The sequence below is a fragment of the Wenyingzhuangia gracilariae genome, from assembly GCF_056387575.1.
Genome location: NZ_CM150748.1, coordinates 1,158,813 through 1,184,430, shown reverse-complemented (window position 1 = coordinate 1,184,430; position 25,618 = coordinate 1,158,813). Strand labels below are relative to the sequence as shown.

24 protein-coding genes and 1 other RNA gene are annotated in these 25,618 nt (G+C 32.0%); 14 read left to right on the top strand and 11 right to left on the bottom strand.

Annotation, left to right across the window (positions count from 1 at the left end; genetic code table 11):
• Window positions 1-3: 3 nt before the first annotated feature.
• The 7 genes from ACY2IJ_RS05080 to mtaB all read right to left on the bottom strand — a co-directional run bounded on the left by ACY2IJ_RS05080 (window position 4) and on the right by mtaB (window position 5,462).
• Window positions 4-699 carry an ABC transporter ATP-binding protein gene (locus ACY2IJ_RS05080; protein WP_476726069.1) on the bottom strand — a complete coding sequence of 232 codons (696 nt, stop codon included), beginning with the start codon at window positions 697-699 and terminating at the stop codon, window positions 4-6.
• 59 nt (window positions 700-758) lie between these two features.
• Entirely contained in the window at window positions 759-1,148 is a 390-nt protein-coding gene (locus ACY2IJ_RS05075; RefSeq protein ID WP_476726068.1) for a DUF6326 family protein, read from the bottom strand.
• A gap of 10 nt (window positions 1,149-1,158) precedes the next feature.
• The gene (locus tag ACY2IJ_RS05070; RefSeq protein ID WP_476726067.1) at window positions 1,159-1,773 is read right to left on the bottom strand and encodes a hypothetical protein; all 615 of its coding nucleotides are present in this window, start codon (window positions 1,771-1,773) and stop codon (window positions 1,159-1,161) included.
• Between the two features lie 88 nt (window positions 1,774-1,861).
• Window positions 1,862-2,434, bottom strand: coding sequence for a Crp/Fnr family transcriptional regulator (locus ACY2IJ_RS05065; protein WP_476726066.1), 573 nt, complete (start codon window positions 2,432-2,434; stop codon window positions 1,862-1,864).
• Between the two features lie 86 nt (window positions 2,435-2,520).
• Window positions 2,521-3,414 carry a lytic transglycosylase domain-containing protein gene (locus ACY2IJ_RS05060; protein ID WP_476726065.1) on the bottom strand — a complete coding sequence of 298 codons (894 nt, stop codon included), beginning with the start codon at window positions 3,412-3,414 and terminating at the stop codon, window positions 2,521-2,523.
• A gap of 30 nt (window positions 3,415-3,444) precedes the next feature.
• Window positions 3,445-4,095: an alpha/beta hydrolase gene (locus ACY2IJ_RS05055; RefSeq protein ID WP_476726064.1), complete on the bottom strand. Its 651-nt coding sequence runs from the start codon at window positions 4,093-4,095 to the stop codon at window positions 3,445-3,447.
• Window positions 4,096-4,103: 8 nt separating this feature from the next.
• On the bottom strand, window positions 4,104-5,462 hold the full coding sequence (gene mtaB / locus ACY2IJ_RS05050; RefSeq protein ID WP_476726063.1) for a tRNA (N(6)-L-threonylcarbamoyladenosine(37)-C(2))-methylthiotransferase MtaB: 1,359 nt from the start codon (window positions 5,460-5,462) through the stop codon (window positions 4,104-4,106).
• 117 nt (window positions 5,463-5,579) lie between these two features.
• Between mtaB and ACY2IJ_RS05045 the strand changes: the two genes are divergently transcribed.
• The 8 genes from ACY2IJ_RS05045 (at window position 5,580) to ACY2IJ_RS05010 (ending at window position 12,898) form a co-directional block, all read left to right on the top strand.
• Window positions 5,580-7,175, top strand: coding sequence for an ABC transporter substrate-binding protein (locus tag ACY2IJ_RS05045; protein WP_476726062.1), 1,596 nt, complete (start codon window positions 5,580-5,582; stop codon window positions 7,173-7,175).
• A 1-nt stretch (window position 7,176) separates the two neighbouring features.
• The gene (locus ACY2IJ_RS05040; protein WP_476726061.1) at window positions 7,177-7,512 is read left to right on the top strand and encodes a tRNA-binding protein; all 336 of its coding nucleotides are present in this window, start codon (window positions 7,177-7,179) and stop codon (window positions 7,510-7,512) included.
• 61 nt (window positions 7,513-7,573) lie between these two features.
• Window positions 7,574-8,971, top strand: a complete 1,398-nt coding sequence (locus ACY2IJ_RS05035; protein ID WP_476726060.1) for an MATE family efflux transporter — start codon at window positions 7,574-7,576, stop codon at window positions 8,969-8,971.
• A gap of 9 nt (window positions 8,972-8,980) precedes the next feature.
• Window positions 8,981-9,208, top strand: coding sequence for a hypothetical protein (locus ACY2IJ_RS05030; RefSeq protein WP_476726059.1), 228 nt, complete (start codon window positions 8,981-8,983; stop codon window positions 9,206-9,208).
• Window positions 9,209-9,255: 47 nt separating this feature from the next.
• The gene (locus ACY2IJ_RS05025; protein WP_476726058.1) at window positions 9,256-9,876 is read left to right on the top strand and encodes an L-threonylcarbamoyladenylate synthase; all 621 of its coding nucleotides are present in this window, start codon (window positions 9,256-9,258) and stop codon (window positions 9,874-9,876) included.
• 5 nt (window positions 9,877-9,881) lie between these two features.
• A complete protein-coding gene (locus ACY2IJ_RS05020) occupies window positions 9,882-10,598 on the top strand; it encodes a hypothetical protein (RefSeq protein WP_476726057.1) in 717 nt (238 codons plus the stop codon).
• 133 nt (window positions 10,599-10,731) lie between these two features.
• Window positions 10,732-12,027, top strand: coding sequence for an LVIVD repeat-containing protein (locus tag ACY2IJ_RS05015; RefSeq protein WP_476726056.1), 1,296 nt, complete (start codon window positions 10,732-10,734; stop codon window positions 12,025-12,027).
• Window positions 12,028-12,133: 106 nt separating this feature from the next.
• Window positions 12,134-12,898: a hypothetical protein gene (locus ACY2IJ_RS05010; protein WP_476726055.1), complete on the top strand. Its 765-nt coding sequence runs from the start codon at window positions 12,134-12,136 to the stop codon at window positions 12,896-12,898.
• A 7-nt stretch (window positions 12,899-12,905) separates the two neighbouring features.
• Here ACY2IJ_RS05010 and rluF read toward each other — a convergent pair whose 3' ends face one another.
• Genes rluF through ACY2IJ_RS04990 form a run of 4 tightly spaced genes read right to left on the bottom strand, consistent with a single transcriptional unit; the run spans window position 12,906 to window position 16,651 of the window.
• Window positions 12,906-13,634, bottom strand: a complete 729-nt coding sequence (gene rluF, locus ACY2IJ_RS05005; protein ID WP_476726054.1) for a 23S rRNA pseudouridine(2604) synthase RluF — start codon at window positions 13,632-13,634, stop codon at window positions 12,906-12,908.
• 5 nt (window positions 13,635-13,639) lie between these two features.
• A complete protein-coding gene (locus ACY2IJ_RS05000; protein ID WP_476726053.1) occupies window positions 13,640-15,205 on the bottom strand; it encodes a hypothetical protein in 1,566 nt (521 codons plus the stop codon).
• 19 nt (window positions 15,206-15,224) lie between these two features.
• A complete protein-coding gene (locus tag ACY2IJ_RS04995; RefSeq protein WP_476726052.1) occupies window positions 15,225-16,205 on the bottom strand; it encodes a glycosyltransferase family 2 protein in 981 nt (326 codons plus the stop codon).
• A complete protein-coding gene (locus ACY2IJ_RS04990) occupies window positions 16,202-16,651 on the bottom strand; it encodes a type I restriction enzyme HsdR N-terminal domain-containing protein (RefSeq protein ID WP_476726051.1) in 450 nt (149 codons plus the stop codon). Before ACY2IJ_RS04990 ends, ACY2IJ_RS04995 begins: the two co-directional genes overlap by 4 nt.
• A gap of 51 nt (window positions 16,652-16,702) precedes the next feature.
• Between ACY2IJ_RS04990 and holA the strand changes: the two genes are divergently transcribed.
• The 6 genes from holA (at window position 16,703) to ACY2IJ_RS04960 (ending at window position 25,616) form a co-directional block, all read left to right on the top strand.
• Entirely contained in the window at window positions 16,703-17,707 is a 1,005-nt protein-coding gene (gene holA / locus ACY2IJ_RS04985) for a DNA polymerase III subunit delta (RefSeq protein ID WP_476726050.1), read from the top strand.
• 159 nt (window positions 17,708-17,866) lie between these two features.
• Window positions 17,867-18,436 (top strand): nucleotide exchange factor GrpE, encoded by a 570-nt coding sequence (locus ACY2IJ_RS04980; protein ID WP_476726539.1) that lies wholly within the window; start codon window positions 17,867-17,869, stop codon window positions 18,434-18,436.
• Window positions 18,437-18,496: 60 nt separating this feature from the next.
• A complete protein-coding gene (gene dnaJ, locus ACY2IJ_RS04975; RefSeq protein WP_476726049.1) occupies window positions 18,497-19,627 on the top strand; it encodes a molecular chaperone DnaJ in 1,131 nt (376 codons plus the stop codon).
• Window positions 19,628-19,817: 190 nt separating this feature from the next.
• An RNA gene (rnpB, locus tag ACY2IJ_RS04970) (RNase P RNA component class A) lies at window positions 19,818-20,158 on the top strand.
• 235 nt (window positions 20,159-20,393) lie between these two features.
• A complete protein-coding gene (locus ACY2IJ_RS04965; RefSeq protein ID WP_476726048.1) occupies window positions 20,394-23,168 on the top strand; it encodes a bifunctional aconitate hydratase 2/2-methylisocitrate dehydratase in 2,775 nt (924 codons plus the stop codon).
• 177 nt (window positions 23,169-23,345) lie between these two features.
• Window positions 23,346-25,616 (top strand): aconitate hydratase, encoded by a 2,271-nt coding sequence (locus ACY2IJ_RS04960; RefSeq protein WP_476726047.1) that lies wholly within the window; start codon window positions 23,346-23,348, stop codon window positions 25,614-25,616.
• The last annotated feature ends 2 nt before the right edge of the window (window positions 25,617-25,618 follow it).

Below are 25,618 nucleotides of genomic sequence, written 5' to 3'. Positions count from 1 at the left end.
TTTTTATACGTTTATATTAGATTTTACAGCATCATCGCTCATAATTACACCGTCTTTTAACCTAATAATTCTATTGGTTTGTAAAGCAACATCTTCTTCGTGTGTAATAATAACAACGGTCATCCCTTCTTTATTGATGTTTTTTAACAACTCCATTGTTGTTTGCGTTGTTACAGAATCTAGTGCACCAGTAGGCTCATCAGCTAAAATAATTTTAGGTTGTGTAACCAAGGCTCTTGCAATGGCAACACGTTGTTTTTGACCTCCAGATAATTCGTTAGGTAGGTGCGTAGCCCAAGGTTTTAAGCCCACTTTGTCTAAATATTCTAAGGCTATTTTTTGACGTTCTTTTTTGTTGTATCCTCCTTTGTAATACAAAGGTAGCGCAACATTTTCTACCGCTGTTTTGTAGGAGATTAAATTAAAAGATTGAAAAATAAATCCGATAAAGTGATTTCTTAATAATGCAGCTTTGGTTTCGTTTAAATCTTTTATAATTTCATTGTTTAATTTGTAAAGTCCCTCATCATGAGTATCTAACAAACCAATAATATTTAAAAAAGTAGATTTTCCAGAACCAGAGGAACCCATAATAGAAATAAACTCACCTTCTTTAACATGAAGATTAATTCCCTTTAGTACGTGCAAAGAATCATTCCCTACTTTATAAGATTTGTGTAGGTTTTCTATCTGAATCATAGTGTTTATTTTTCAGTACTAAATATAATCATTAATTAACATTTGTAGCTGTTTTAGGGCTACGAATCTATTTGCTCTGGGTTAGGATTGTTTTTCCATGCCCAAGCAATTTTTATAATGATTAGCAAAGTAATTACCTCAATACTAGCACAAATTAAATAGTGGGGGAGTAAACTTACACCTCCAATCACAAAAATGATGGTTATAAAACCTGCAAGCATATTCAACTTACGGTTTATAGAAAAGCTTAAAGATTTAGAAAAATAAATCATTAAAATGGGAATGTTGGTAAGAACGGCTGCAATTGCCATGGTAGAGATTACTTCTCCTAGAATATCATCAAGTGTATTTTTATTGACAAGCTCTACCATAATAGATAAAACATCGGCAAACAGTAAATTCATCATTACTATAATCCATAAGGTTGATAGTTTGTTTTGTGTTTTCATAGGTTTTGTTTTAAAAATTATAACCAAAATGCAATCCAGGTTCTCCAAAAAAGAATTTTGAATATTTACGGTCTTGTGCTTTAAAAGAATTGGGCATTTGGGTGTGGTATGGTCTGTGTGTTATAGCTATGGAAGGTTCTATAAAAAAACGATTTTTAAAAAGTTTAACATGATAACCTAATCTATAGGTGTTAAATATTTGAAAACCTTTGTCTATTTTAGTTCCTTTGGTATTTACAAAAGATTGCCAAGCACTCATTACATGAACTCCGGTATATAATCCTTTCCACCAAAAATGTTGGTAAGCCAAAGCAAATCCTTTTTCACGAATATAACCTGGAAATTTTTCATTGGGATCCTCAAAAGAGTCACCATATGGAAGGCCTAAAGGTTGATGGTATCTCCAAGTCTTAAGCTCTAAAGAAACAACATCTTTTTCGGTTATACGATAACCAATGTTGAGCTGTATAAAATCTGGCTTTTCATTGGGAAATAAGTTTCCTAACATAGCAAAGGTACTTCCAACAAAACATTCTTTGTAGTTAAGGTCTTGTTTATGGTATTGTGCTGATACATGCAAAGTGCTAAAAAAAAGAAATGCGAGAATAATGTTTTTGTTTTTCATAAAAATAGAATTTAATATGAGAACAAAAATAAATTGAGTGTCAGGAAAGATTCATTCACTTAAGGTAATAAAGAATCTGTTTTTTAGGTTATTTATCTAACAGTCTTTTTCTAATTCTACTTAAAGATTGTGGAGTAAGCCCCAAGTAACTTGCTATTTGATATTGAGGAACTCTTTGTAATAAATTGGGTCTGGTATTTCTTAAATGTGTGTAACGATCTTCTGGGGTAGCCATTTTATAGTTTACAAATAGCTCTTGTTGTTTTTCTAGAATAATTTCTCCAAGAATTCTACAAACAGATTCAAACTCAGGATGTTTTTGAAACATTTCGGCTTCATGTTCAGGAGAATTTACATTTACAATGGTTTCTTCTACACATTCTAAATATTGTTCTGTGGGAATTTTTTTGCCATAATTTTTAGGAACTACAGGTTGCCCTTCTGTATAAAATTCAATTGTTTTTTCATCTCCGTCTATCAATAAATAACTTCTTAAACATCCTTTCAGCACCAAAAAACTTTCATTAGCTATATGGTTTTCTTTTAACAGGAGAGTTCCTTTTGGGTATTTTTTAAGATTAGAACTTTTAATAATAATTTTTTCAAGTTCTTCTGACAAGTCCATGTGGCTTGAAATATAATTCACTAACTCTCTCTCCATTTAAATTTAGCTTTGGTTTTAGAACGGGTTATTTATGTTTTAAAGATACTTAAAAACCCTTTGCGGTTTGCAAAGGGTTTTGTGTGTTATTGTTTTACAGGAATTTTTATTTCGTATTCTGTTCTTGTCCTGTTGTTTAGCTTATTCTCTCTAAGCCAGGGATTTAATAACTTTAATTCTTTGTAATTGGTATTAAAATTTTTAGCAAAACCAGCAATATTGTGTATTACAGAATCTAATTTTACGGTTCTGTATTTAGGCAATAAGTACAAATCGTTTTTTTCGTACACAAAACCATAATCATAGGGTTTGCTTAAAATTTCTTTAATAGCAATAATTCTAGGTAAATATCTGGCGGTTTCATCAGGCAAAAGTACATCGTAATAAGAGGTTACTTGTTGTTCTTCCATTCTTCTAGACAAACCGTTCATTCCAACATTATAAGCTGCAGCCGCTTCTGTCCAAGTACCAAATTCTTCTTTAGCTTTTAATAAATATTGACAAGCTGCTTCAGTCGCTTTTTCTAAATGGTAACGTTCATCTACATTGTCGTTTACTTCTAAACCATATTCTCTAGCTGTTGTAGGCATTAATTGCCAAAAACCTTTTGCACCGGCAGGAGAGGTTACATTTTGCAATCCACTTTCTATAACTGCCAAATATTTAAAATCATCAGGAATGTTATTTTTTGCTAAAATAGGTTCTATAATAGGGAAGTATTTGTGTGCCCTTTTAATTAATAACAATCCGTTAGATTGCCAGTAGGTGTTTACTAAAAACTCTCTATCTATTCTTTCTTTTATATCGTATTTATGGAGGGGTACACTTTCATCGGCAAAATCTAATCCAACAGGAGTTTTAATTGCTTTAATAATATAGGTTTCTCCGGTCTTTTTGGTAGAAGGAACAGCCTTAATTAAAAAAGGAATAATGGCACAAATAGTTACAATGGGTAGAATCCAAGAAATGTGTTTTTTCATAAAGTAAAGTTTACATTAAATTTACAAAAATCAAGCCAAATGCTTAAGAATTTCATGGGTAATTGTAGAACTTTTTGTGAGAATCATAACATGTGTTCCTCCTTTAATAATGGTAGGATTCTGAATGAATTTAATGTTTAAAACTACATCTTTGTTTCCATGTAAGTGTAAAATAGTTGTAGGTTGATTTTGTTTCCAATTTAAAAACGATTGTATAGCCCATTTTGTATAAACCTTGTTTCTAATAGGTAAATAAATTCGGTAAGATATTAAGGTTCTTTTTAAGTTTTTAGATGCTAATTGATACAATATTTTTTCTAACAAATTAATGAACGAAACCGGATACAGTTTGTATAGTTTAGTGGTTCTTATAAATTTTAACAAAGGACTCACTTCATTATGATGTTTGATGCTAGAAATAAGAATTACTTTAGCGTTGTTAAAGTGTTTAGATAATTCTTGTGCAATAATTCCTCCAAAAGAAACTCCTATAAAAATAGGGTTGGGTTCTTTAACAAAAACAGAAATTCGACCGATATAACTTTCTAAAGATTCGTTTTTATGCAAAGGTTGTATCCATTCTAACAAGTGGATTTGATACAAATCTTTGGGTAGCTGAATGCGTTCAAAAATTTTTGAATTGGCAGACATTCCTGGAATAAAGTAAATGTGTTTTTTCAAAATGAATTTTAAATCAATTCACTCAAATTTACATTTTTTTCTGCAGGTTGATGTACCCAATCAAAACGAACCGAACCATCTTCATCAATTTCTGTTAACGTAACTTCATGCAGTTCGTTTACCAACTTAGGATTCCATGGAGCTTTAACTTTTACGTAATTTTCTGTAAATCCGTGAATGTAACCTTCCTTGTTTTCACTTTCGAACAAAACCGTATGTGTGGTTCCTAATTGACTTTCGTAAAAAGCTCTACGTTTTTTAACAGACAAACCACGTAGCATTTTACTACGTTTGGCTCTTACATTTTTAGGAACTACACCTTCCATGTTTGCTGCTTCGGTATTGTCACGCTCAGAATAAGTAAATACATGTAAGTAAGAAATATTTAATTCGCTTAAAAACTTATAGGTTTCTAAGAAAATTTCATCAGTTTCTCCAGGGAAACCAACAATTACATCAACCCCAATACAAGCATTGGGCATGGTTTCTTTAATTCTGGCAACACGGTTTACATACAAGTCGCTCATATACCTACGTTTCATTTTTTTCAAAATGGTATCGCTACCACTTTGTAAGGGAATGTGAAAGTGAGGTACAAAACTATTAGAAGTGCTTACAAACTCAATCGTTTCATCTTTTAACAAGTTGGGCTCAATAGAAGAAATTCTCAGTCTATGAATACCATCAACTTTGTCTAGAGCTTGTACCAATTCGTAAAAAGTATGTTCGTGTTTTTTATTACCAAACTCCCCTTTACCGTAATCTCCAATATTTACACCTGTAAGTACAATTTCTTTAATGCCACGTTCCGAAATTTCTTTGGCATTTTTTAAGACGTTTTCCAAAGTATCACTTCTAGAAATTCCACGAGCCAAAGGAATGGTACAGTAAGTACATTTGTAATCGCAACCATCTTGTACTTTTAAAAAAGCACGAGTTCTATCTCCAATAGAATAAGATCCCACATAAAAATCAGCCTCTTCAATTTCGCAAGAATGTACTTCTCCCAAATCGTTTTTAGACAAATCGTTAATGTAATCTGTAACTTTAAATTTTTCTGTAGCCCCTAAAACCAAATCAACTCCATTTACAGCAGCCAATTCTTCGGGTTTTAACTGTGCATAGCATCCCACAGCAATTAAAAAAGCATTTTCGTTTTTCTTTAATGCGTTTTTAACAATGGTTTTAAAACGTTTGTCTGCATTGTCTGTCACAGAACAGGTGTTAATTACATAAATATCAGCCTGTTCCTCAAAATCTACACGTGTAAAACCTTCGTCTTGAAAGTTACGAGCAATGGTAGAAGTTTCAGAAAAATTAAGTTTACATCCTAATGTGTAAAAAGCTACTTTTTTTTGCGCACTCATTCTTGTAAATTTACGGGGCACAAAGGTAGGTTTTTTTAACGATATGTACTTGTTTAAGGATGTTTGATTTTTGTGATATTAAAATTGTAATAAATTCATTTGTAGTAAATTAACCCAATGATTAAAAATATACTTTCTTTTTTGTGCTTGTTGTTTGTATTGATAGCCTGTAAAGATAAAACCAGTAAATACAAGACTTCGCAAGTTTTTAGATACAACGAAAAAGATAATATTACCACTTTAGATCCGGCTTTTGCTAAAAACGAACCCATTGTATGGGCAACAAATCAGCTATATAATGGCTTGGTTTCTTTTGATGATGAACTAAATGTAGTCCCTAGTATTGCTAAAAAGTGGAACATTTCTAAAGACAACAAAGTGTATGATTTTACTTTAAGAAACGATGTTTACTTTCATAAAAACGCAGTATTTGGGAAAGATAGTACCAGAACCGTTACCGCTCATGATTTTGAATATAGCATTGGTCGTTTGTTAGATCCTAAAGTGGCCTCTTCCGGAAGATGGGTCATGCAAAACGTTAAAAGTTTTAAGGCTCTAAACGATTCTGTTTTTAGAATGGAATTGTACAAAGCTTTTCCTCCTTTTTTAGGTTTATTGTCTATGCAGTATTGCTCGGTAGTTCCTAAAGAGGCAGTAGAGTTTTATGGAACAGAATTTAGATCTAACCCAGTGGGAACTGGACCTTTTCAGTTTAAAATGTGGGTAGAAAACACAAAATTGGTGTTTCGTAAAAATCCTTTGTATTTTGAAAAAGATGATAATGGAAAACAACTTCCGTATTTAGAAGCCATTGCAGTTACTTTTTTTGCAGATAAGCAAACAGAGTTTTTACAATTTATTCAAGGAAATTCCGATGTGTTGTATGATTTGCATACATCTTATAAAGACGAGTTATTATCGCCTACAGGAGATTTATTGCCTAAATACAAAAACAAATTAGCTATTGACAAAGCTCCTTATTTAATTGTAGAATACATTGCTTTTTTAATGGATCAAAATACAGTAGACAATCATCCCTATATCAGAAAAGCAATAAGTTTAGGTTTTGATAGAGCTAAAATGTTACGATATTTAAGAAACAATATTGGAACTCCAGCCACAGGTTTTATTCCTAAAGGATTGCCATCGCATTATGAGGGAGAATTAAATACTTATCATCCAGAAAAAGCCAAACAACTGATAGAAAAATACAAACAAGAAACGGGAGACAACAACCCAACAATAAAAATAACCACAGTTTCTAGTTATACTGATTTGTTTGAATTTATTCAGAGAGAATTACAAGGGGTTGGACTTGCTGTAAAATTAGAAGTGTTGCCATCACCTGTGCTAAGACAGTTAAAGGCCAATGGAAAATTACCTACGTTTAGAGTAGGGTGGATTGCAGATTATCCGGATGGAGAAAACTTTTTGTCTTTGTTTTACAGTAAAAACTTTGCTCCACAAGGTCCCAATTACACCCATTACAGCAATCCTGTTTTTGATCAATTGTATGAAAAATCTTTGGCTCTTACCGATAAAAAAGAGCGTATAAAAATTTACAAACAAATGGATAGCATTATTATGGCAGATATTCCTGTAGTTCCTTTGTTTTATGATGAAGTGGTTCGTTTTAAACATAACAATGTAAAAGGATTAACTACAAATGCTACCAATCTTTTAGAATTAAAAAGAGTGTATAAAACAGAATAGTATGGAAGAAATAACTTGGGGAGATTTTTCTAAAATAGATATGAGAGTTGGTACTGTGGTAAGTGCAGAGGTTTTTAAAGAAGCTAGAAATCCTGCGTATAAGTTAGTTGTAGATTTTGGAGCGTTGGGACTTAAAAAGACATCGGCACAAATAACAAAACTATATCAGCCAGAAAATTTAATTGGCAAGCAAGTGGTAGCTGTTGTAAATTTTCCTGCCAAACAAATTGCCAATATTATGAGCGAGTGTTTAATTTTAGGAGGATTGGGAAATCCTGGAGAAGTTACTTTGTTGCAACCAGAAAGAGGGGTGGAAAACGGAACAAAAATAGCCTAAGGCGGTTTTTAAATTAACCAAAACTTAAGAAATACTTCTTTTGGTTAGTTAAGGCATCTGCATGAGTAAGTTTGTATCTTTGCGCGAAATTTACTTACAACCTCCCATGAATTTAAAGCAATACACGTCAGAATTTAAAACCAATTTTAACATTGCAATTCCTGTAATGTTAGGACAGTTAGGAAATGTATTGGTAGGTTTTGCCGATAATATTATGGTGGGAGAACTAGGAGCTCCTGCTTTGGCTGCCGTTTCTTTAGCCAATTCTATCTTTTTTATTTTAATGGGGTTGGGAATAGGTTTTTCGTTTGCCATTACTCCTTTAATTGCAGAATCGGACAGTGCTAAGAATTTCATAGAAGGAAAAAAAGATTACCAACACGGAGTGGTGTTGCTTACAATTATTGGTGTAGTGTTGGCAGCAATTCTGTTAGCAATAGAGCCTATTATTTCTATGATAGATCAACCTGTAGAGGTAGTAACCTTGGCTTTGCCTTATTATAGAATTATAGCGTATTCCATGGTGCCCTTGTTAATTTTTCAGGCCATTAAGCAGTTTACAGATGGATTGAGTCAAACCAAATATGCTATGATTGCTATTTTGGGAGCCAACTCTATCAATATTCTATTAAACTACATGCTAATTTATGGAAAACTAGGAGCTCCTAAATTAGGAATTGATGGGGCTGCTTATGGAACTCTACTGTCAAGAATTTTAATGATTTTTGTATTGTTGTATTTCATCAGTAAAAAGAAAGAGTTTAAACCATACAATATGACCATTTCTTGGTGGAAAATAGAAAAAGTACGTGTGCTTAAAATTGTAAAATTAGGATATCCTGCTGCGTTGCAAATGTTTTTTGAAATTGGAATTTTTGCATCAGGAGTATTGTTGGCAGGAATGTTAGGAACGCAAGAACAAGCGGCCAATCAAATAGCGTTAAATTTATCTACCATGACTTTTATGATAGCTACCGGAATGGGGGTTACCGCTACTATTAGAGTAGGAAACCAAAAAGGATTAAAAGACTATGTAAACTTAAAAAGAATAGCCGTTTCTACCATGTTGTTAATGATAATTATAGCCATAGTAGCAGCCCTTGGTTTTATGACTTTAAGGACTTATTTACCGTGGATTTATATAGATGATAAAGAAGTAGTAGACATTGCAGCTAAATTGCTGATTATAGCAGGATTGTTTCAAATATCCGATGGAATACAAGTTGTGGTTTTGGGTGCTTTAAGAGGCTTGCAAGACATGGTGGTGCCTATGTGGTTGGTGTTTATTTCTTATTGGGTAATAGGGTTTCCTGTTTGTTATTATTTAGGAATTTTAACAGATTTAGGGACGTTTGGAATTTGGATTGGTTTGTTGGTGGGCTTAACGGTTTCATCGATATTATTATATATAAGGTTTCAACATCTAACAAAAAGATTACTTTTGTCAGAAATTAAATAAATACAAAACATGGAATTACCTAGGTTTTTATTAGCAGATAATACTGCGTGTGATGATGATATTTTTGTGATTCATACAGAGTTTCCAAGATTTATCATTAACTTAAAGGATGATGAAATAGAATTGTGGGATGATTTAGAAGGAGCAGATGAAGAAGAATTGTCTGTACAAGTAGCACAATTTATAGAAGATGCTTCTGCTTTTTACGATGAAGAAATGGAAAAATATTCTGAATAGTTTCCCAAACTATTGAATTTTTAGACCAACGATTAAATTACCTGATGATGGCAAAATTTGTAAAAATATATCCAGACAACCCTAACGAAAGAGAAATCTTAAAAGTGGTTGAGGTGTTAAGAAATGGAGGGGTAATTATCTATCCATCGGACACTGTGTATGCTTTGGGATGCGATATAACCAATACCAAAGCCATGGAAAAAGTGGCCAAAATAAAAGGAATTAAATTAGAAAAAAACACATTCTCTTTTGTTTGTAACGATTTAAGTCATTTGTCTGATTATGTTAAACCGATAGATACAAGTACTTTTAAAATTTTAAAAAGAGCTTTGCCAGGACCTTACACATTTGTGTTGCCTGCCATTAACAACTTACCTAAAGGTTTTAAAAAGAGGAAAACGGTAGGAATTAGAGTTCCAGACAACAATATTACAAGAGATATTGTTGCCATGTTAGGAAATCCTATAGTGTCTACTTCTATTCACGATGATGATGAGGTGATTGAATACACTACAGATCCTGAATTGATTTACGAAAAGTGGGATGAAATTGTAGACTTAGTGATTGATGGTGGCTATGGAGACAATGTAGCATCTACTGTTATTGATTTAAGTGATGGAACTCCCCAAGTTATACGTGAAGGAAAAGGAAGTTTAGATATTCTTTAAACATTGTGTCTACCAAAAAAAACTTAAGTGTAGAAGATGATTTTCTATTTCACAGTCTTCAAATAGAAATCAATCAACTAAAAAAACAAATTCATCAAACCCAATTAAAAATTGATGAGTTTGAAGACTTTCTTAGGTCTGAACTTGAAGATGCTATTATAGAGGTTCAAGAACTATCAATTCTTTATAAAAAAATTCAGAAAGCAAAAAAGGAGAAAAGACTCGCTCAGAAAAAGAAAGGAAAAAATTACAAAGAACCTAATGTTTTACCATCTGTTTCTAAGACTTTAACGGTAGAAGAAAAGCAAATACAGCAAAGTAAAAAAAGCTTGTATAGGGCTGCAATGCTGTGTGTGCATCCAGACCGGTTTTCTAAAAATCAAGAAGAAGAATTGTTGGCTACAGAAATTACAACCCAATTAATTCAGATTTATAAAGAAGGTAGTTTAGCAGAGCTAGAACAAATTCACGCAGAAATTGTTTCACAAAAAGACTTGTCAAAAATTACAATTTCTCCCGTAGTTCAGGTAGCTACTATAGCAAGCTTGCAAGAGCAAAAACTATGTTTACAAAAGGAATTAGGTCAACTACAAAAACGTTCTACCTATATAGTTTTAACGAGTTATTCAAATCCTAAAGAGTATTTAGTAGAGTTAAAAGAGTATTATGCCGATAGGTTGTTAAAGCTCAGAAAAAGAACAAGAAAAGCTACAGTGTTATAAGTTTATATAAAAAAAACAGCTCTTTTGAGCTGTTTTTTTATGTACTATAATTTTTTTTTCGGAATGTTTATATAAAAATACGCAACCTATTTTTAGCAAATGACTCTATTTAATAGAACTTAAAAATTATACGATGAAAAAGTTGTTACCCTTTTTAGCAGTGTTATTATTTATTGCTTGTACCACAGAAAACGAGGATAGTAAATGTCCAGAATATTATTATACTTCGTCAAGTTATTATTTAGATCCCAATGTGTATTCAGAATACATTCCTATAGAAATATCTGTAGATAGTTTGGGGAGTTTAATTGCTTTTAAAGAACCGATTGAAGTAGAACAAGCAGGAAAAATTTATATAAAAGAAGATTTGTTGATTATTGAAGAAAAAGGAAAAGGTTTTCATTTTTACGACAATTCTGATCCAGAAAATCCAATTCAGAAAAAGTATTTAGAAATAGATAAAACCTCTGATATTGCTATAAGAGAAGATTATTTTTACATCAATCAATACAACGATTTGGTTACTTTAAAAATAGATACAACCAATTTTACATTTAAAGAAACAGGTAGAGAAAAAAATGTATTTACACATGTAATAGGTTACTATAGTGTATCTCCAGACGGTTATTACTTTGTACCATCCGAAGGAAAAGTAATAACGGGTTTTATTAGAAAAGAAAATTTTGTAAAACCAGAATATCCATCTTATTTACAAAATGATTGTTATGAGTATGCATTAGCTTCTGATGGAGCTAGAGACAATAGTGGTGATGGGCAAGGAGGTTCTTTGGCTACATTTAGTTTAAAAGGAAATTATTTATACACGGTAGATCATAAAAAGTTAAGCTCTTTTTTAATAGAGGGAACAAACAAAGAAAATCCAGCTTTTGTTGGTGCCATAGATGTAGGTTTTGGAATAGAAACATTATCTGGTTTTGGAGAGAACTTATTTATAGGAAGTAACAATGCAATGTATATTTATGGTTTAGAAAATCCTGCTACTCCAAGTTTTAAATCTATTTCTAATCATTTTAGAGCTTGTGATCCTGTAATTGCCAATCAGAATTTTGCTTTTGTAACCATACATGGTGGTTCTGCTTGTGGAGGAGCTAGCAACCAGTTAATGGTGTACGATGTAATTGATGTTGAAAATCCGTTGTTGTTAATAGAAAAAACATTGGTGGAGCCCAAAGGAATGGCTTTGTATGGTGACTATCTTTTTGTAGCAGATACTGCTATTAGAGTTTTTGATGTTTCTGGTGTAGAAAATAAAAACATTAGCTATGTTACTAAAATAGATCAAAATGTGAGTGATTTAATTATTAGAGAAAATCATTTATTTGCTATTGGAGATCATGGGGTGTATCAATATGATTTAGAAAATTCATCTACTCTAAAAATTACTGTAACAAGTGAATTGTTATTTTAGAACTAATTTTATTGTAATCTATGATGAGTTACATAAAATAACTAAATAAAGACAAAGGGCTAAGTAGTTTGGTTTTGTTTTTGCAGTTAGGTTTAAAAAATATCTTTTGAAAAAACTAATTGTATTGATTCTTGTTGTCTTAGTTGTTCCTAATATATTTTCTCAAGAAAACGTAACTAATATAAAAGGACTTGTTGTAAACGATACTGTTGATGTTACAGGTGTAACCGTTACCAATAGAAAATTAAAGGTAAGCACTACAACTAATGAGTTGGGAGTTTTTGAAATCCCTGTTAGATTGGGAGATTCTATATTGATATCTGCTATTCACCTTAAAGATTTGTCATTATTTATAGATCAAGGAATTTTAAATAGAAGAGGGATTGAGGTTGCTGTACAAAGTGACATTAACAATATGGGTGCAGTGGTGCTAAATAATATTTTGTCAAAATCGGCATTAAATTTTAATGTGGGGCCTACTGTAAACCCAGATCAGATAAGGTTACGAAAAGATGAATTAAGTCATTTGTCAAACACAGACCCTATCAGAAATTTTCAAGGAGTAAATATTATAGGAGGAATTTCTGCTTTAGCCAAATTGATAAAAGGAAAAAAGAAAGATACTCCTTTAACAATATCGCAAAAATACGAAAGGTGGTTAAGTTTAAAACCGGCATTGATAAAGGAGTTTGGTCTTTCTTTTTTTACAGACGATTTGAAAATCTCTGAAGTTGTTATAGATGAATTTTTACTTTATTGCAAAAGAAAAAAAGACATTACTGCTATGTATTTTAATGGTAACAAATTAGAATTGATAGATTTTTTAGTGGAACAGAGTAAAGAGTATAATGCTAAATTTAGTAAAGAATAAAAAAAGATTACTCAAAATGTTTTTTAGAATCAGAAGTGAGTTTGTTTAATTCTTTTAATTCTTCTTTGGTTAAATTTCTCCATTGTCCTACCGGCATGTCTAGAAAAATATTCATAATTCTAATTCGTTTCAGTTTAACCACATCATAATTTAAATACTCACACATTCTACGAATTTGTCTGTTTAAACCTTGGGTTAAAGTTATTTTAAACTCATAAGTATTTACTTTTTCAACTTTACATTTTTTGGTTACTGTTCCTAGTATAGGAATTCCGTTTCCCATTTTAGTTATAAAATCAGGGGTAATAGGTTGTTTAACTCTTACCAAATATTCTTTTTGATGATTGTTGCTAGCTCGTAAAATTTTGTTGACAATATCTCCATCGCTTGTTAAAAAAATCAATCCTTCACTAGGTTTGTCTAGCCTACCAATAGGGAAAATTCTTTTTGGGTGTTTTATATAATCAATAATATTGTTTTTTTCTCTTTCTTGATCTGTTGTACATACAATTCCGACAGGTTTGTTAAAGGCAATATACGTATGTGCTTCTGTAGGAGTAGCTACTAATTTTCCGTCTACACGAACTTCATCATTATCTGTAATTTTAGTTCCCATTTCTGGAACACTACCGTTAATGGTTACTCTACCTTCGTCAATTAATTTGTCTGCACCTCTACGGGAGCAATAACCAATTTCGCTTAAATATTTATTAATTCTTTTTAATTCTTGTGGCATGTAATTTATTTGTGCTTAGCTAATGGCTTATAGATAGAAAAATTCTGATTTTTAAAAATCAATTTATTTTCCGTTGCAAAGTTAGGGTAGTTCTTTAATATTTTACTCTTAAAATTAAAATTTTGAGTAATAATATAATCAATATCCCAAGACAAAGCCCTTTGTATTGTATAGGGTGTACAGTACATATCTATAAATCCCTTTCTGTTCATTTCTATAAAAGCATTGTTGGGGCTTACTGCACCTAGTAGTAAAATATTTTTTTTAGGAGTTATATGTAAGCTATCTAATGTTTTTTTAGAATTAAGGAAGGCTTTGGTTGTTGCTTTAGCGGGAGTTTTTTTTAAGAAATAATTGTAGCCAAATTCTGTGATAACAATAAAAAATAAAAATGAAGATATTCCGTAAGTCAGGAGTTTATGATTAGAGATGTTATCTTTTAAACTTCTACTATAATTGATTACTAAAAACACAATCAACGCAAAAAAAGTATCTAACAAATAATAATCGTGAGCAGGAAATTGTCTAAGCATTAAACAGCTATACAATATAAAACCCATTAATGAGATGTATAAAACTGTAGCGGTTTTTGTAATGTTAATTTTACTCCTATTGTTAATAAAGGAAATTGTAGCAAATAGAATTATAAAATAATGTATTGGGGTAAAATATCTCCAAACTTCATGTTTTAGCGTGTAATAAATAGAAGTGTATACATCTTTAAAATTACGAGGAATTAAAGGATAGTTCAAAAAATTAGATCCATATTTATATGATAGTACAAATTTGTTATACAAAAAGTAAACAAGCACTATTAAAATACATCCAAAAGAGAGGATTGTTTTAGGTATAGAAATTTTTCTTTTTAGAATTAAAGTTAATAGTTGTTGAGATAAAATAGCGATTAGATAAATAACAAAAGGCAATCTTGCCAAACTGGCTATTAAAACAAGAATGATAGCAAATAACCAGCTTGAGAAATTCTTTGTTTTATAATGTTTACAGTAAAAATAAGATGCTATAAACAGTAAACTTAAAGACTGTGCTGTTGGTAAAAATGAATAAGAGTAGTAGTTGTATGTTGGCGATAACAAAACAAAAAAGATAATAGCCAAACTCAGTTTATAAGACTCGTTAATGAGTAACGACGTTTTAAATAAAAAAAACAAACCAAGAATACTAATAAATAAACTGTAGAGTCTATAAACATACGGATCAGAAGTTTTAAAAAGCTCCATTAAAATGGCAGATACGTATTGATGAATAGGGAAATCTACAGCAGTAATACCTAAAGGTTTTTCTAGTTTAGAGTTAAAGAACTCTTTGTTTGAAAATTCAGAATTTGTAGTTCTAAATTTACTAGCAAGAAATTGAGGATTTAAACAATAGGTTTCAGGATGAAAAAAGTCAAAATTATTTGATTGAAAATTTAAAGCAATTGCATAATGATCAGCTAAAGCCCAAGAATGTCTATTTTCGGGTTTATCATTTATGTGTTTTAATTGAAATAAAGAAATCAATAAGAAAACAGAAAGAATAGCAAATGTTTTATAAGTTATTGATTTTTTCATTTTTATTATTTAATAAAACTTAATGAACGCTAGTTTGTTTATTTACAAAATAATTCCAAACAATACTTTTTTTAGTGAAATAATTTGTTTTTTGATGTGTGTCTCTTTTCTGGTACATTTTTACAAGGTTCAAGTAAAAAGAACCATGGGCTTTTAATATACTCCAAAAATGACGAGGTTGTCCTAACATAAGAAACCTAAAGCCAGCCACAGCATCTAAAACCATTCTTGTAAAAATAATAGGAAACAATTGTTTTTTAGGAAGATTTTTTACCAGTGTAAACAGGGAGTTTCTAAAATTTAAAAAGGTTTTAAAGGGGCTAGAGTTTTTTAAAGTAGCACCACCAATATGATATACTGTACTATTGGAAACATAATCTACATGAAAACCTTTGTTTTGTGCTCTCCAACACAAATCTATTTCCTCGTAATGAGCAAAAAAGTGTTCATCAAAACCATTTAAAGCTTTAAAATCTTTTGTTTTAATAAAAAAACAAGCTCCTGAAGCCCAAAAAATAGGAGAAGAAGCATATTGATTTTGATCTTTTTCAATACTATTAAATATCCTACCTCTGCAAAATGAATAACCATACTTATCAATAAACCCACCTGCAGCTCCTGCATATTCAAATAAGTTTTTGTGGTTGTAGTCTAATATTTTAGGTTGAACAATACTAGCTTTTAAATTGTTTTTATAAAATTCAAGAATAGGATCTAGCCAACCTTCAGTAACTTCAATGTCAGAATTCACCAAAGCCAATACATCTTCTTTAATATGTTGTAATGCTGTGTTATAGCCTTTAGCATAACCTTCGTTTTTTGTGTTTTTAAGAACAGTAACGTTGGTAAAATGTTGCTCTATATAAGAAACAGAACCGTCTGTAGAAGCATTGTCTGCAACATATATGTTTGCTTTAGAACTATATTTAACAACTGTAGGTAAAAATTGTTCTAACAATTTTTTGCCGTTCCAGTTTAAAATAACAAGTGCAATATTCATGATGGGCTATAGTTAGGAATGTCTTTTAAAAAAACGTATTGTTTGTTTTTAAAATCCATTTGGCAAAAGTAATGTTCCAATCCGTTTGTAACAATTAAATAGTTGGCATTTAATTGCAAATTATACCTTGCTATTTGGTCAAATGTTTTTTGAGTTATTTGAACATCCATTGCTTTACACTCTACAATAATTTCGGGTGTTCCTAAAGTGTTGTAAATTAATATGTCTGTTCTTTTTTTTGTGTTGTTTAAGGTTAGCTCTTTTTCCAAAACAGTTAAAGAAGCCGGATAGTTTTTATAGACAACTAAATAATTAACAAAGTGTTGTCTTACCCATTCTTCTGGAGTTAATAGAATGTTTTTTTTCCTGAATGGGTCAAAAATAAATAGCTTATTTTCTTTACTTTTGATTTTTAATTCAACATCTGGAAGATTTAATTTTTGCATGCTCAAAAATAAACAAACTTTCTTAGCAATTTAGAGACAATTACAGTAAAAATGGTAGAAGTAAAACAGTTAGTTGCCGATATTAAAAATGGGAATACAAAGCCTATTTACTTTTTAATGGGAGATGAGCCATACTATATAGACAAAATAGCTGATTTTATTGAAAAAACTATTTTAACAGAAGAAGAAAAAGGATTCAATCAAACCATTATATATGGTAGAGATGTAAGTATTGATGACATTGTTGGACAGGCGAAACAATACCCTATGATGTCCGAAAAAACAGTTGTTATTGTTAAAGAAGCTCAAGATTTGTCTCGCACTATAGAGAATTTAGTAAGTTATGCAGAAAAACCTTTAGAAAGTACAGTGTTGGTACTTTGCTACAAATACAAAACCTTAGACAAACGAAAAAAATTAATCAAAACAATTCAAAAAACAGGAGTTGTTTTTGAATCTAAAAAATTATACGAAAACCAAGTGGGAGATTGGATTTTGGGAGTCTTAAAAGGAAAACAATACCAAATAGAACCCAAAGCATCTCAAATGTTAGTAGAGTTTTTGGGAACCAACTTAAGTAAAATAAGTAACGAATTAGATAAGTTAATGTTGATTTTGCCACAATCAACTATTATAACCCCAAAACATATAGAAGAAAATATAGGAATTAGTAAAGATTTTAATGTTTTTGAATTGCGTAAAGCAATAGGTAAAAAAGACATTCTAAAATGCAATCAAATCATTAAATACTTTTCCGAAAACCCTAAAAGCAATCCTTTGGTAATGACCATCTCATTAATCAATAGTTACTTTACACAATTATTAATGTATCATGGTTTAAAAGACAAATCAAAAATGAATGTGTCTAAAGCATTAAGAGTTAGTCCATATTTTGTAGATGATTATGTAGTGGCCGCAAAAAACTATCCTATGAGAAAAGTTTCTCAAATTATAGCTTTGTTACGAGAAGCCGATGTAAAGAGTAAAGGAGTTGGGGCTTCTAACATTTCAGATCAAGACTTGTTAAAAGAACTGTTGTTCAAAATTTTACATTAAGAAGTCAAAACAAAATTCATACTTTTTATTTATTGGTTAAAACTATAATAAAATTGTACTTTTGCATGGCCTTAAAAAAGATGTCAATTTGACACAGCGTGATAATTGGCAAATCTTTTGACAGAGTTACTACAAATAAAATATGATAATTTAATTACCATGAGTAAGAAAGAAGATATTCAACAAGAAGAAAAAGCAGTAGAAGAAAAAGTAACTGCAGAACAAGTAGAAAAAACTGTTGAAACTACTGAAGAAAGCGCAACACAAGAAGAGGTAAAAGAAGAACCATCTGTAGAAACATTAATTCAAGCAGAAAAAGACAAATACTTAAGGCTATTTGCTGAGTTTGAAAACTACAAAAAAAGAACCTCTAAAGAGCGTATAGAGTTATTTAAAACTGCAGGGAAAGACATTATTGTGTCTCTTTTGCCAGTTGTAGATGATTTTGACAGAGGAATGGTAGAAATAGCAAAAAGCGAAAACGAAGAATTAATTAAAGGAGTTTTTTTAATACAAGACAAACTAATCAAAACCTTAGAGCAAAAAGGATTAACTCAGGTAGAAGTTAAGCAAGGTGATGCCTTTGATGCAGATACTCAAGAAGCAATTACACAAATACCAGCACCAACTGAAGATTTAAAAGGTAAGGTGATTGATGTAATAGAAAAAGGATACAAATTAGGTGATACTATTATTCGTTTTCCTAAAGTAGTAATAGGACAATCATAAAACAAGTAACAAGATACAGTTGACAATAAACAAAATGTCAATTGCTAATTGAACAAAGATATGGCAAAACAAGATTTTTACGAAGTATTAGGAATATCTAAAGGAGCAACTGCAGCTGAGATAAAAAAAGCGTATCGTAAAATGGCCGTTAAATATCATCCTGATAAAAACCCAGGAGATACAGAGGCTGAAGAAAAATTTAAATTAGCAGCAGAAGCATATGAAGTTCTTAGTGATGAGAACAAAAAAGCTAGATATGATCAATATGGACACCAAGCTTTTGAAGGAGGTCATGGCGGTGGCGGTGGCTTTGGAGGCATGAATATGGACGATATCTTTAGCCAATTTGGAGACATTTTTGGCGGAGGTGGTTTTGGTGGCTTTGGTGGCGGAGGTCAACGTGGCGGAGGCCGTAGAGGAATGGTGAAAGGAACCAACATGCGAATTCGTGTAAAATTAACTCTAGAAGAAATAGCCAACGGGGTTGATAAAAAAATAAAAGTACGCAGAAAAAAACAAGCAAAAGGAGTAACTTATACTACTTGTGGAACCTGTAATGGTTCAGGTCAAGTAATGCAGGTTACCAATACTATTTTAGGTAGAATGCAAACTGCAACTACTTGTAACGCTTGCGGTGGAGCAGGAGAAACTATTAAAAACAAACCATCAGGTGCAGATGCTCAAGGTTTGATTGTAGAAGAGGAAACAGTAACCATAAACATTCCTGCAGGAGTAACAGATGGAGTACAGTTAAAAGTTTCAGGAAAAGGTAACGAAGCACCTGGAAATAATTCCATTGCTGGAGATTTATTAGTGTTAGTAGAGGAAGTACCACATGCAACATTAAAAAGAGAAGGGGTTAATTTACATTACGATTTGTATATAAGTTTCCCAGAAGCAATACTAGGTGTTAGTAAAGAAATTGAAACCGTATCAGGAAAGGTTAAAATAAAAATAGAAGCGGGTACCCAATCAGGAAAAATATTAAGATTAAAAGGTAAAGGATTACCAAGTTTAGAAAGATATGGTTCTGGAGATTTAATGGTTCATGTAAATATATGGACTCCACAAGAACTTAATAAAGATCAAGTTAAGTTCTTTGAAGCCAATCTAGATGAAGATAATTTTAAACCAAATCCAACAAAATCAGATAAATCATTTTTTGAAAAGGTTAAGGATATGTTTTCATAACAATACAAATGTTAAAAAAGAGAGAAAAAATTATTATTTTTTCTCTCTTTTTTATTGTTGTAATCAACAAAGTTTATATATTTGTACCGTTGTGTTATTTATAACACACTTTTTCTTTTTCATAGCAATTTTTCCCACCTGGTTTACTAGGTGGGTTTTTTTATGATAAAAAAATAAGTTCATTAATAGTATAGTAGGTCATCTTATCGCTGCGTGTATAACGGAGAGGAAAGTCCGAGCACCATAGAACAGTATAGCGGATAACATCCGTCATACCGTCCCGAAGTTTCGGGATCGGTATAGGACAAGTGCAACAGAAAGCAAGTACAGTTCGGCTGTAGTGAAACCAGGTAAACTCTATGCGGTGCAATGTCATGTATATTGGAGTCCTTTTAATTAAGGTAAGAGTCGTTCGCTCAATTCCAAGGGGTAGACAGATTGAAATTGTTAGCAATAGCAATTCTAGATAAATGATAAGAGTCTTGAACTTGTTTCAAGAAACAGAACTCGGCTTATAGACCTACTTTTATTAATGAATTATAACAGATAACAACGTTGTTTTTTTACAATACACAAAAATTCTTATTTATAGAGATATAAAACTACGTAATTGTACGTAGTTTTGTGTGGTAAAATAATTGAAATTATGTGAATTTGTTAAAAATACCATTTTTGACTAAAACAGTCTATTCTCATCTTTTATTATGGGATTGATATTTTGTATATTGCCGCACCAAAAACGAACAATTAAATTACTTCTTTTTTTATGAGTACTTATAAAGATTACATCAAGGAGATCGATGAGAGAAAAGATCAGGGTCTAAACCCTAAGCCAATTGATGGAGCTGAATTGCTAAGCGAAATTATTGAACAAATCAAAGATGTGGATAATGAATATAGAGAAGACTCTCTTAAATTTTTTATTTACAACACTTTGCCTGGAACAACTAGTGCTGCAGGAGTAAAAGCAAAATTCTTAAAAGAAATTATTCTTGGAGAATCTGTTGTTAAAGAAATAACGTCTGATTTTGCTTTTGAACTTTTATCTCATATGAAAGGAGGACCTTCTATAGAGGTGTTGTTAGATTTAGCATTAGGAAACAATGTAGAAATTGCTAGAGCAGCAGCAGATGTGTTAAAAACACAAGTGTTCTTATATGATGCAGATACAGAACGTATTGAAAAAGCATACAAAGAAGGAAACTCAATAGCTAAAGAGCTTTTAGAAAGTTATGCACAAGCAGAGTTTTTTACCAAACTACCAGAAGTAGAAGAGGAAATAGAAATAGTTACATTTATTGCAGGTGTAGGAGATATTTCTACAGACTTGTTGTCACCAGGAGCTGATGCACACTCTAGATCAGATAGAGAGTTACACGGACAATGTATTTTTGAGCACAACAAAGAAATGCAACAACAACTTTCTGAATTAAAAGAACAGCACCCAGACAAGCGTGTTATGTTAGTTGCAGAAAAGGGAACCATGGGAGTGGGGTCTTCAAGAATGTCAGGAGTTAATAACGTTGCATTATGGACAGGAGTACAAGCAAGTCCTTATGTACCTTTTATAAATATAGCACCAGTAATTGCTGGTACAAATGGTATTTCTCCAATATTTTTAACAACAGTAGGAGTTACAGGAGGAATAGGTATTGATTTAAAAAACTGGGTTAAAAAGACAGATGCAGAAGGAAACGTAGTGGTAGATGCTGATGGAGAACCTGTTTTGGAAGAAACTTATTCTGTACAAACAGGAACCGTTTTAACAATCAATACAAAAGAGAAAAAATTATACAATGGAGATAAAGAGTTGATTGATATTTCAGCTTCTTTAACACCTCAAAAAGTAGAGTTTATTAAAGCAGGAGGATCTTATGCTGTAGTATTTGGTAAAAAACTACAAACATTTGCTGCAAAAGTTTTAGGAATTGAAGCTCCTCAGGTATATGCTACTTCTAAAGAAATATCTATAGAAGGACAAGGATTAACAGCTGTAGAAAAAATATTTAATAAAAATGCTGTAGGTACATCAGGAAAAACTTTACATACTGGTTCTGATGTTCGTGTAGAAGTAAACATTGTAGGATCTCAAGATACGACAGGTTTAATGACTTCTCAAGAATTAGAAGCCATGGCTGCTACTACAATTTCACCAATTGTTGATGGAGCATACCAATCAGGATGCCATACAGCATCTGTGTGGGATAGCAAATCAAAGGCAAATATTCCTAGGTTAATGAAGTTTATGAATGACTTCGGATTGATTACTGCTCGTGATCCTAAAGGAGTTTATCCTGCAATGACAGATGTAATCCACAAAGTATTAAATGATATTACTGTAAGCGATTGGGATATTATTATTGGAGGAGATTCTCATACAAGAATGTCTAAAGGAGTTGCTTTTGGAGCAGATTCTGGAACAGTAGCTTTAGCATTGGCAACAGGAGAGGCAACAATGCCAATTCCTGAATCTGTAAAAGTAACCTTTAAAGGAGAAATGAAAGGTTACATGGATTTCCGTGATGTAGTACATGCAACCCAACAGCAAATGTTAAAGCAGTACAAAGGAGAAAACGTATTCCAAGGTAGAGTTATAGAAGTACATATTGGAACACTTACTGCCGATCAAGCATTTACTTTTACAGACTGGACAGCAGAAATGAAAGCAAAAGCATCTATCTGTATTTCAGAAGATGATACTTTAATCGAATCATTAGAGATTGCAAAATCTAGAATTCAAATCATGATCGATAAAGGAATGGATAATGAGCAACAAGTATTACAGGGTTTAATAGATAAAGCTAATCAAAGAATTAACGAAATTAAAACAGGAGAAAAACCTGCGTTAAGACCAGATGCAAGTGCTAAATATTATGCAGAGGTAATTATTGATTTGGATGAAATTATAGAGCCAATGATTGCTGATCCTGATGTAAATAATGACGATGTTTCTAAACGTTATACTCACGATACAATTAGACCCTTATCTTATTACGGAGGAACTAAAAAAGTAGATTTAGGTTTTGTAGGGTCTTGTATGGTTCACAAAGGAGATATGAAAATATTGGCTCAAATGTTAAAAAACATAGAGTCACAACAAGGAAAAGTAGAATTTAATGCACCTTTAGTTGTTGCACCACCAACATATAATATTGTTGATGAGTTAAAAGCAGAGGGAGATTGGGAAGTGTTGCAAAAATACTCTGGTTTTGAATTTGACGATAATGCACCAAAAGGAGCAGCACGTACCAAATATGAAAACATGTTGTATTTAGAACGTCCAGGTTGTAACTTATGTATGGGGAACCAAGAAAAAGCAGAACCAGGAGATACTGTAATGGCAACATCTACTCGTTTATTCCAAGGAAGAGTTGTAAAAGATTCTGGAGAGAAAAAAGGAGAATCATTATTATCATCTACACCAGTAGTAGTTTTGTCTACTGTTTTAGGTAGAACTCCTACAATGTCAGAATACGAAGCTGCAGTAGAAGGAATTGTATTAACTAAATTTGCCCCTTCACAAAAGCAATTGATAAAGTAAAAATTATCATCATAAAAAAGAAAAAGCCTAAGTTTTAAACTTAGGCTTTTTCTTTTTTATAAAAGTTGATTATAAACATCACTAGTTTAGAATCTTACTAAGTAAGAAATCTTTTTTAGCCACTCTATATTTTGTATATTAGGAGGAATAAAAACAAAACAATTATAAATAAATCTTATGGCATTCGATATTGAAATGATTAAAGAGGTTTATGCTCGCATGACCGAACGAGTAGATACTGCAAGAAACATTGTAGGAAAACCTTTAACACTAGCAGAAAAAATTTTGTACAATCATCTATGGGATGGTAACGCAACCAAAGCATTTAAAAGAGGAGAAGATTACGTAGATTTTGCTCCAGATAGAATTGCTTGTCAAGATGCAACGGCACAAATGGCCCTGTTACAATTTATGCAAGCAGGAAAAAAGAAAGTTGCAGTTCCTACAACTGTACATTGTGACCATTTAATTCAAGCAAAAGAAGGAGCTGCTCAAGATTTAAAATTTGCCAACAAGACAAGTGCAGAAGTGTTTGATTTTTTATCTTCTGTTTCAAATAAATATGGTATTGGTTTTTGGAAACCAGGAGCAGGTATTATACATCAAGTAGTGTTAGAAAATTATGCATTTCCTGGAGGAATGATGATTGGAACAGATTCACATACCGTAAATGCAGGTGGTTTAGGAATGGTTGCTGTGGGTGTAGGTGGTGCCGATGCTGTAGATGTAATGGCCGGTATGGCTTGGGAACTTAAATTTCCAAAATTAATAGGTGTAAAATTAACAGGTAAATTATCTGGTTGGACTGCATCTAAAGATGTAATTTTAAAAGTAGCTGGAATTTTAACCGTAAAAGGAGGAACTGGAGCTATAGTAGAATATTTTGGAGAAGGAGCTAAGAATCTTTCAGCTACAGGAAAAGGAACCATATGTAATATGGGAGCAGAAATTGGAGCAACTACATCAACTTTTGGATATGATGAATCGATGGATCGTTATTTAAGAGCTACAGATCGTGCCGATGTTGCCGATGCAGCAAACAAAGTTGCTTCTTACTTAACAGGTGATGACGAAGTATATGAGAATCCAGAAAAATATTTTGACCAAGTTATTGAAATCAATTTAGATGAATTAAAGCCACACATCAATGGACCTTTTTCTCCTGATTTGGCTTCTGAAGCAGGAGCAGATGTAAGAGCTAAAGCAGAGAAAAACGGATGGCCATTAGATGTAGAGTGGGGATTGATAGGTTCTTGTACAAATTCATCTTATGAAGATTTGTCTAGAGCAGCTTCTATAGCGAAACAAGCTGTTGAAAAAGGAATTGAAGTAAAAGCAGAATTTGGAATAAATCCAGGATCGGAGCAAGTACGTTATACTGCAGAAAGAGATGGTTTGTTGGGAACTTTTGAAAAATTAGGGGCTACTATTTTTACCAACGCTTGTGGGCCTTGTATTGGTCAATGGGCTCGTTACTCTGATCCTAAAAATGCACCAAAAAACTCTATTGTACATTCTTTTAATAGAAACTTTGCTAAGCGTGCCGATGGAAATCCAAATACTCATGCTTTTGTAACTTCTCCAGAATTGGTAGCGGCCATAGCTATTTCTGGAAGATTAGATTTTGATCCAACAAAGGATAAATTAGTGAATAAGAATGGAGAAGAAGTAATGTTTGATGAACCTACAGGAGATGAATTGCCAACAAAAGGTTTTGCTGTTGAAGATGCAGGCTATCAAGCCCCAAAAGAAGATGGTTCTAGTGTAGAGGTTGTGGTGTCTCCAGATTCTGAAAGATTACAACTTTTAGAACCTTTTACTCCGTTGGGTACTAACATAAAAAACGCAAAATTATTAATTAAAGCATTTGGTAAATGTACTACAGATCATATATCTATGGCAGGGCCTTGGTTAAGATTTAGAGGACATTTGGATAATATATCGGATAACTGTTTAATTGGAGCTGTAAATGCATTCAACCAAAAAACAGACATGGTAAAAAATCAATTAACGGGAGAGTATGGGGCAGTTCCTGCAACCGCAAGAGCATACAAAGCTGCAGGTGTACCATCTATTGTTGTTGGAGATCATAACTATGGAGAAGGTTCTTCTAGAGAGCACGCAGCTATGGAGCCTCGTCATTTAGGAGTAGCTGCTGTTATTGTAAAATCTTTTGCACGTATACACGAAACAAATCTTAAAAAACAAGGAATTTTAGGGTTAACATTTGCCAATGAAAATGATTATGACTTGATTCAAGAAGATGATGTTTTTACATTTACAGATTTAGATAGTTTTGCACCTGGAAAACAATTAACGTTAGAAATTGTGCATACTAATGGAACAAGTGATACAATAAAGTTAAATCATACATACAATGAAAGTCAGATAGCTTGGTATAAAGAAGGATCTGCATTAAACTTAATTAAAAAACACAATGTAGCATAAGT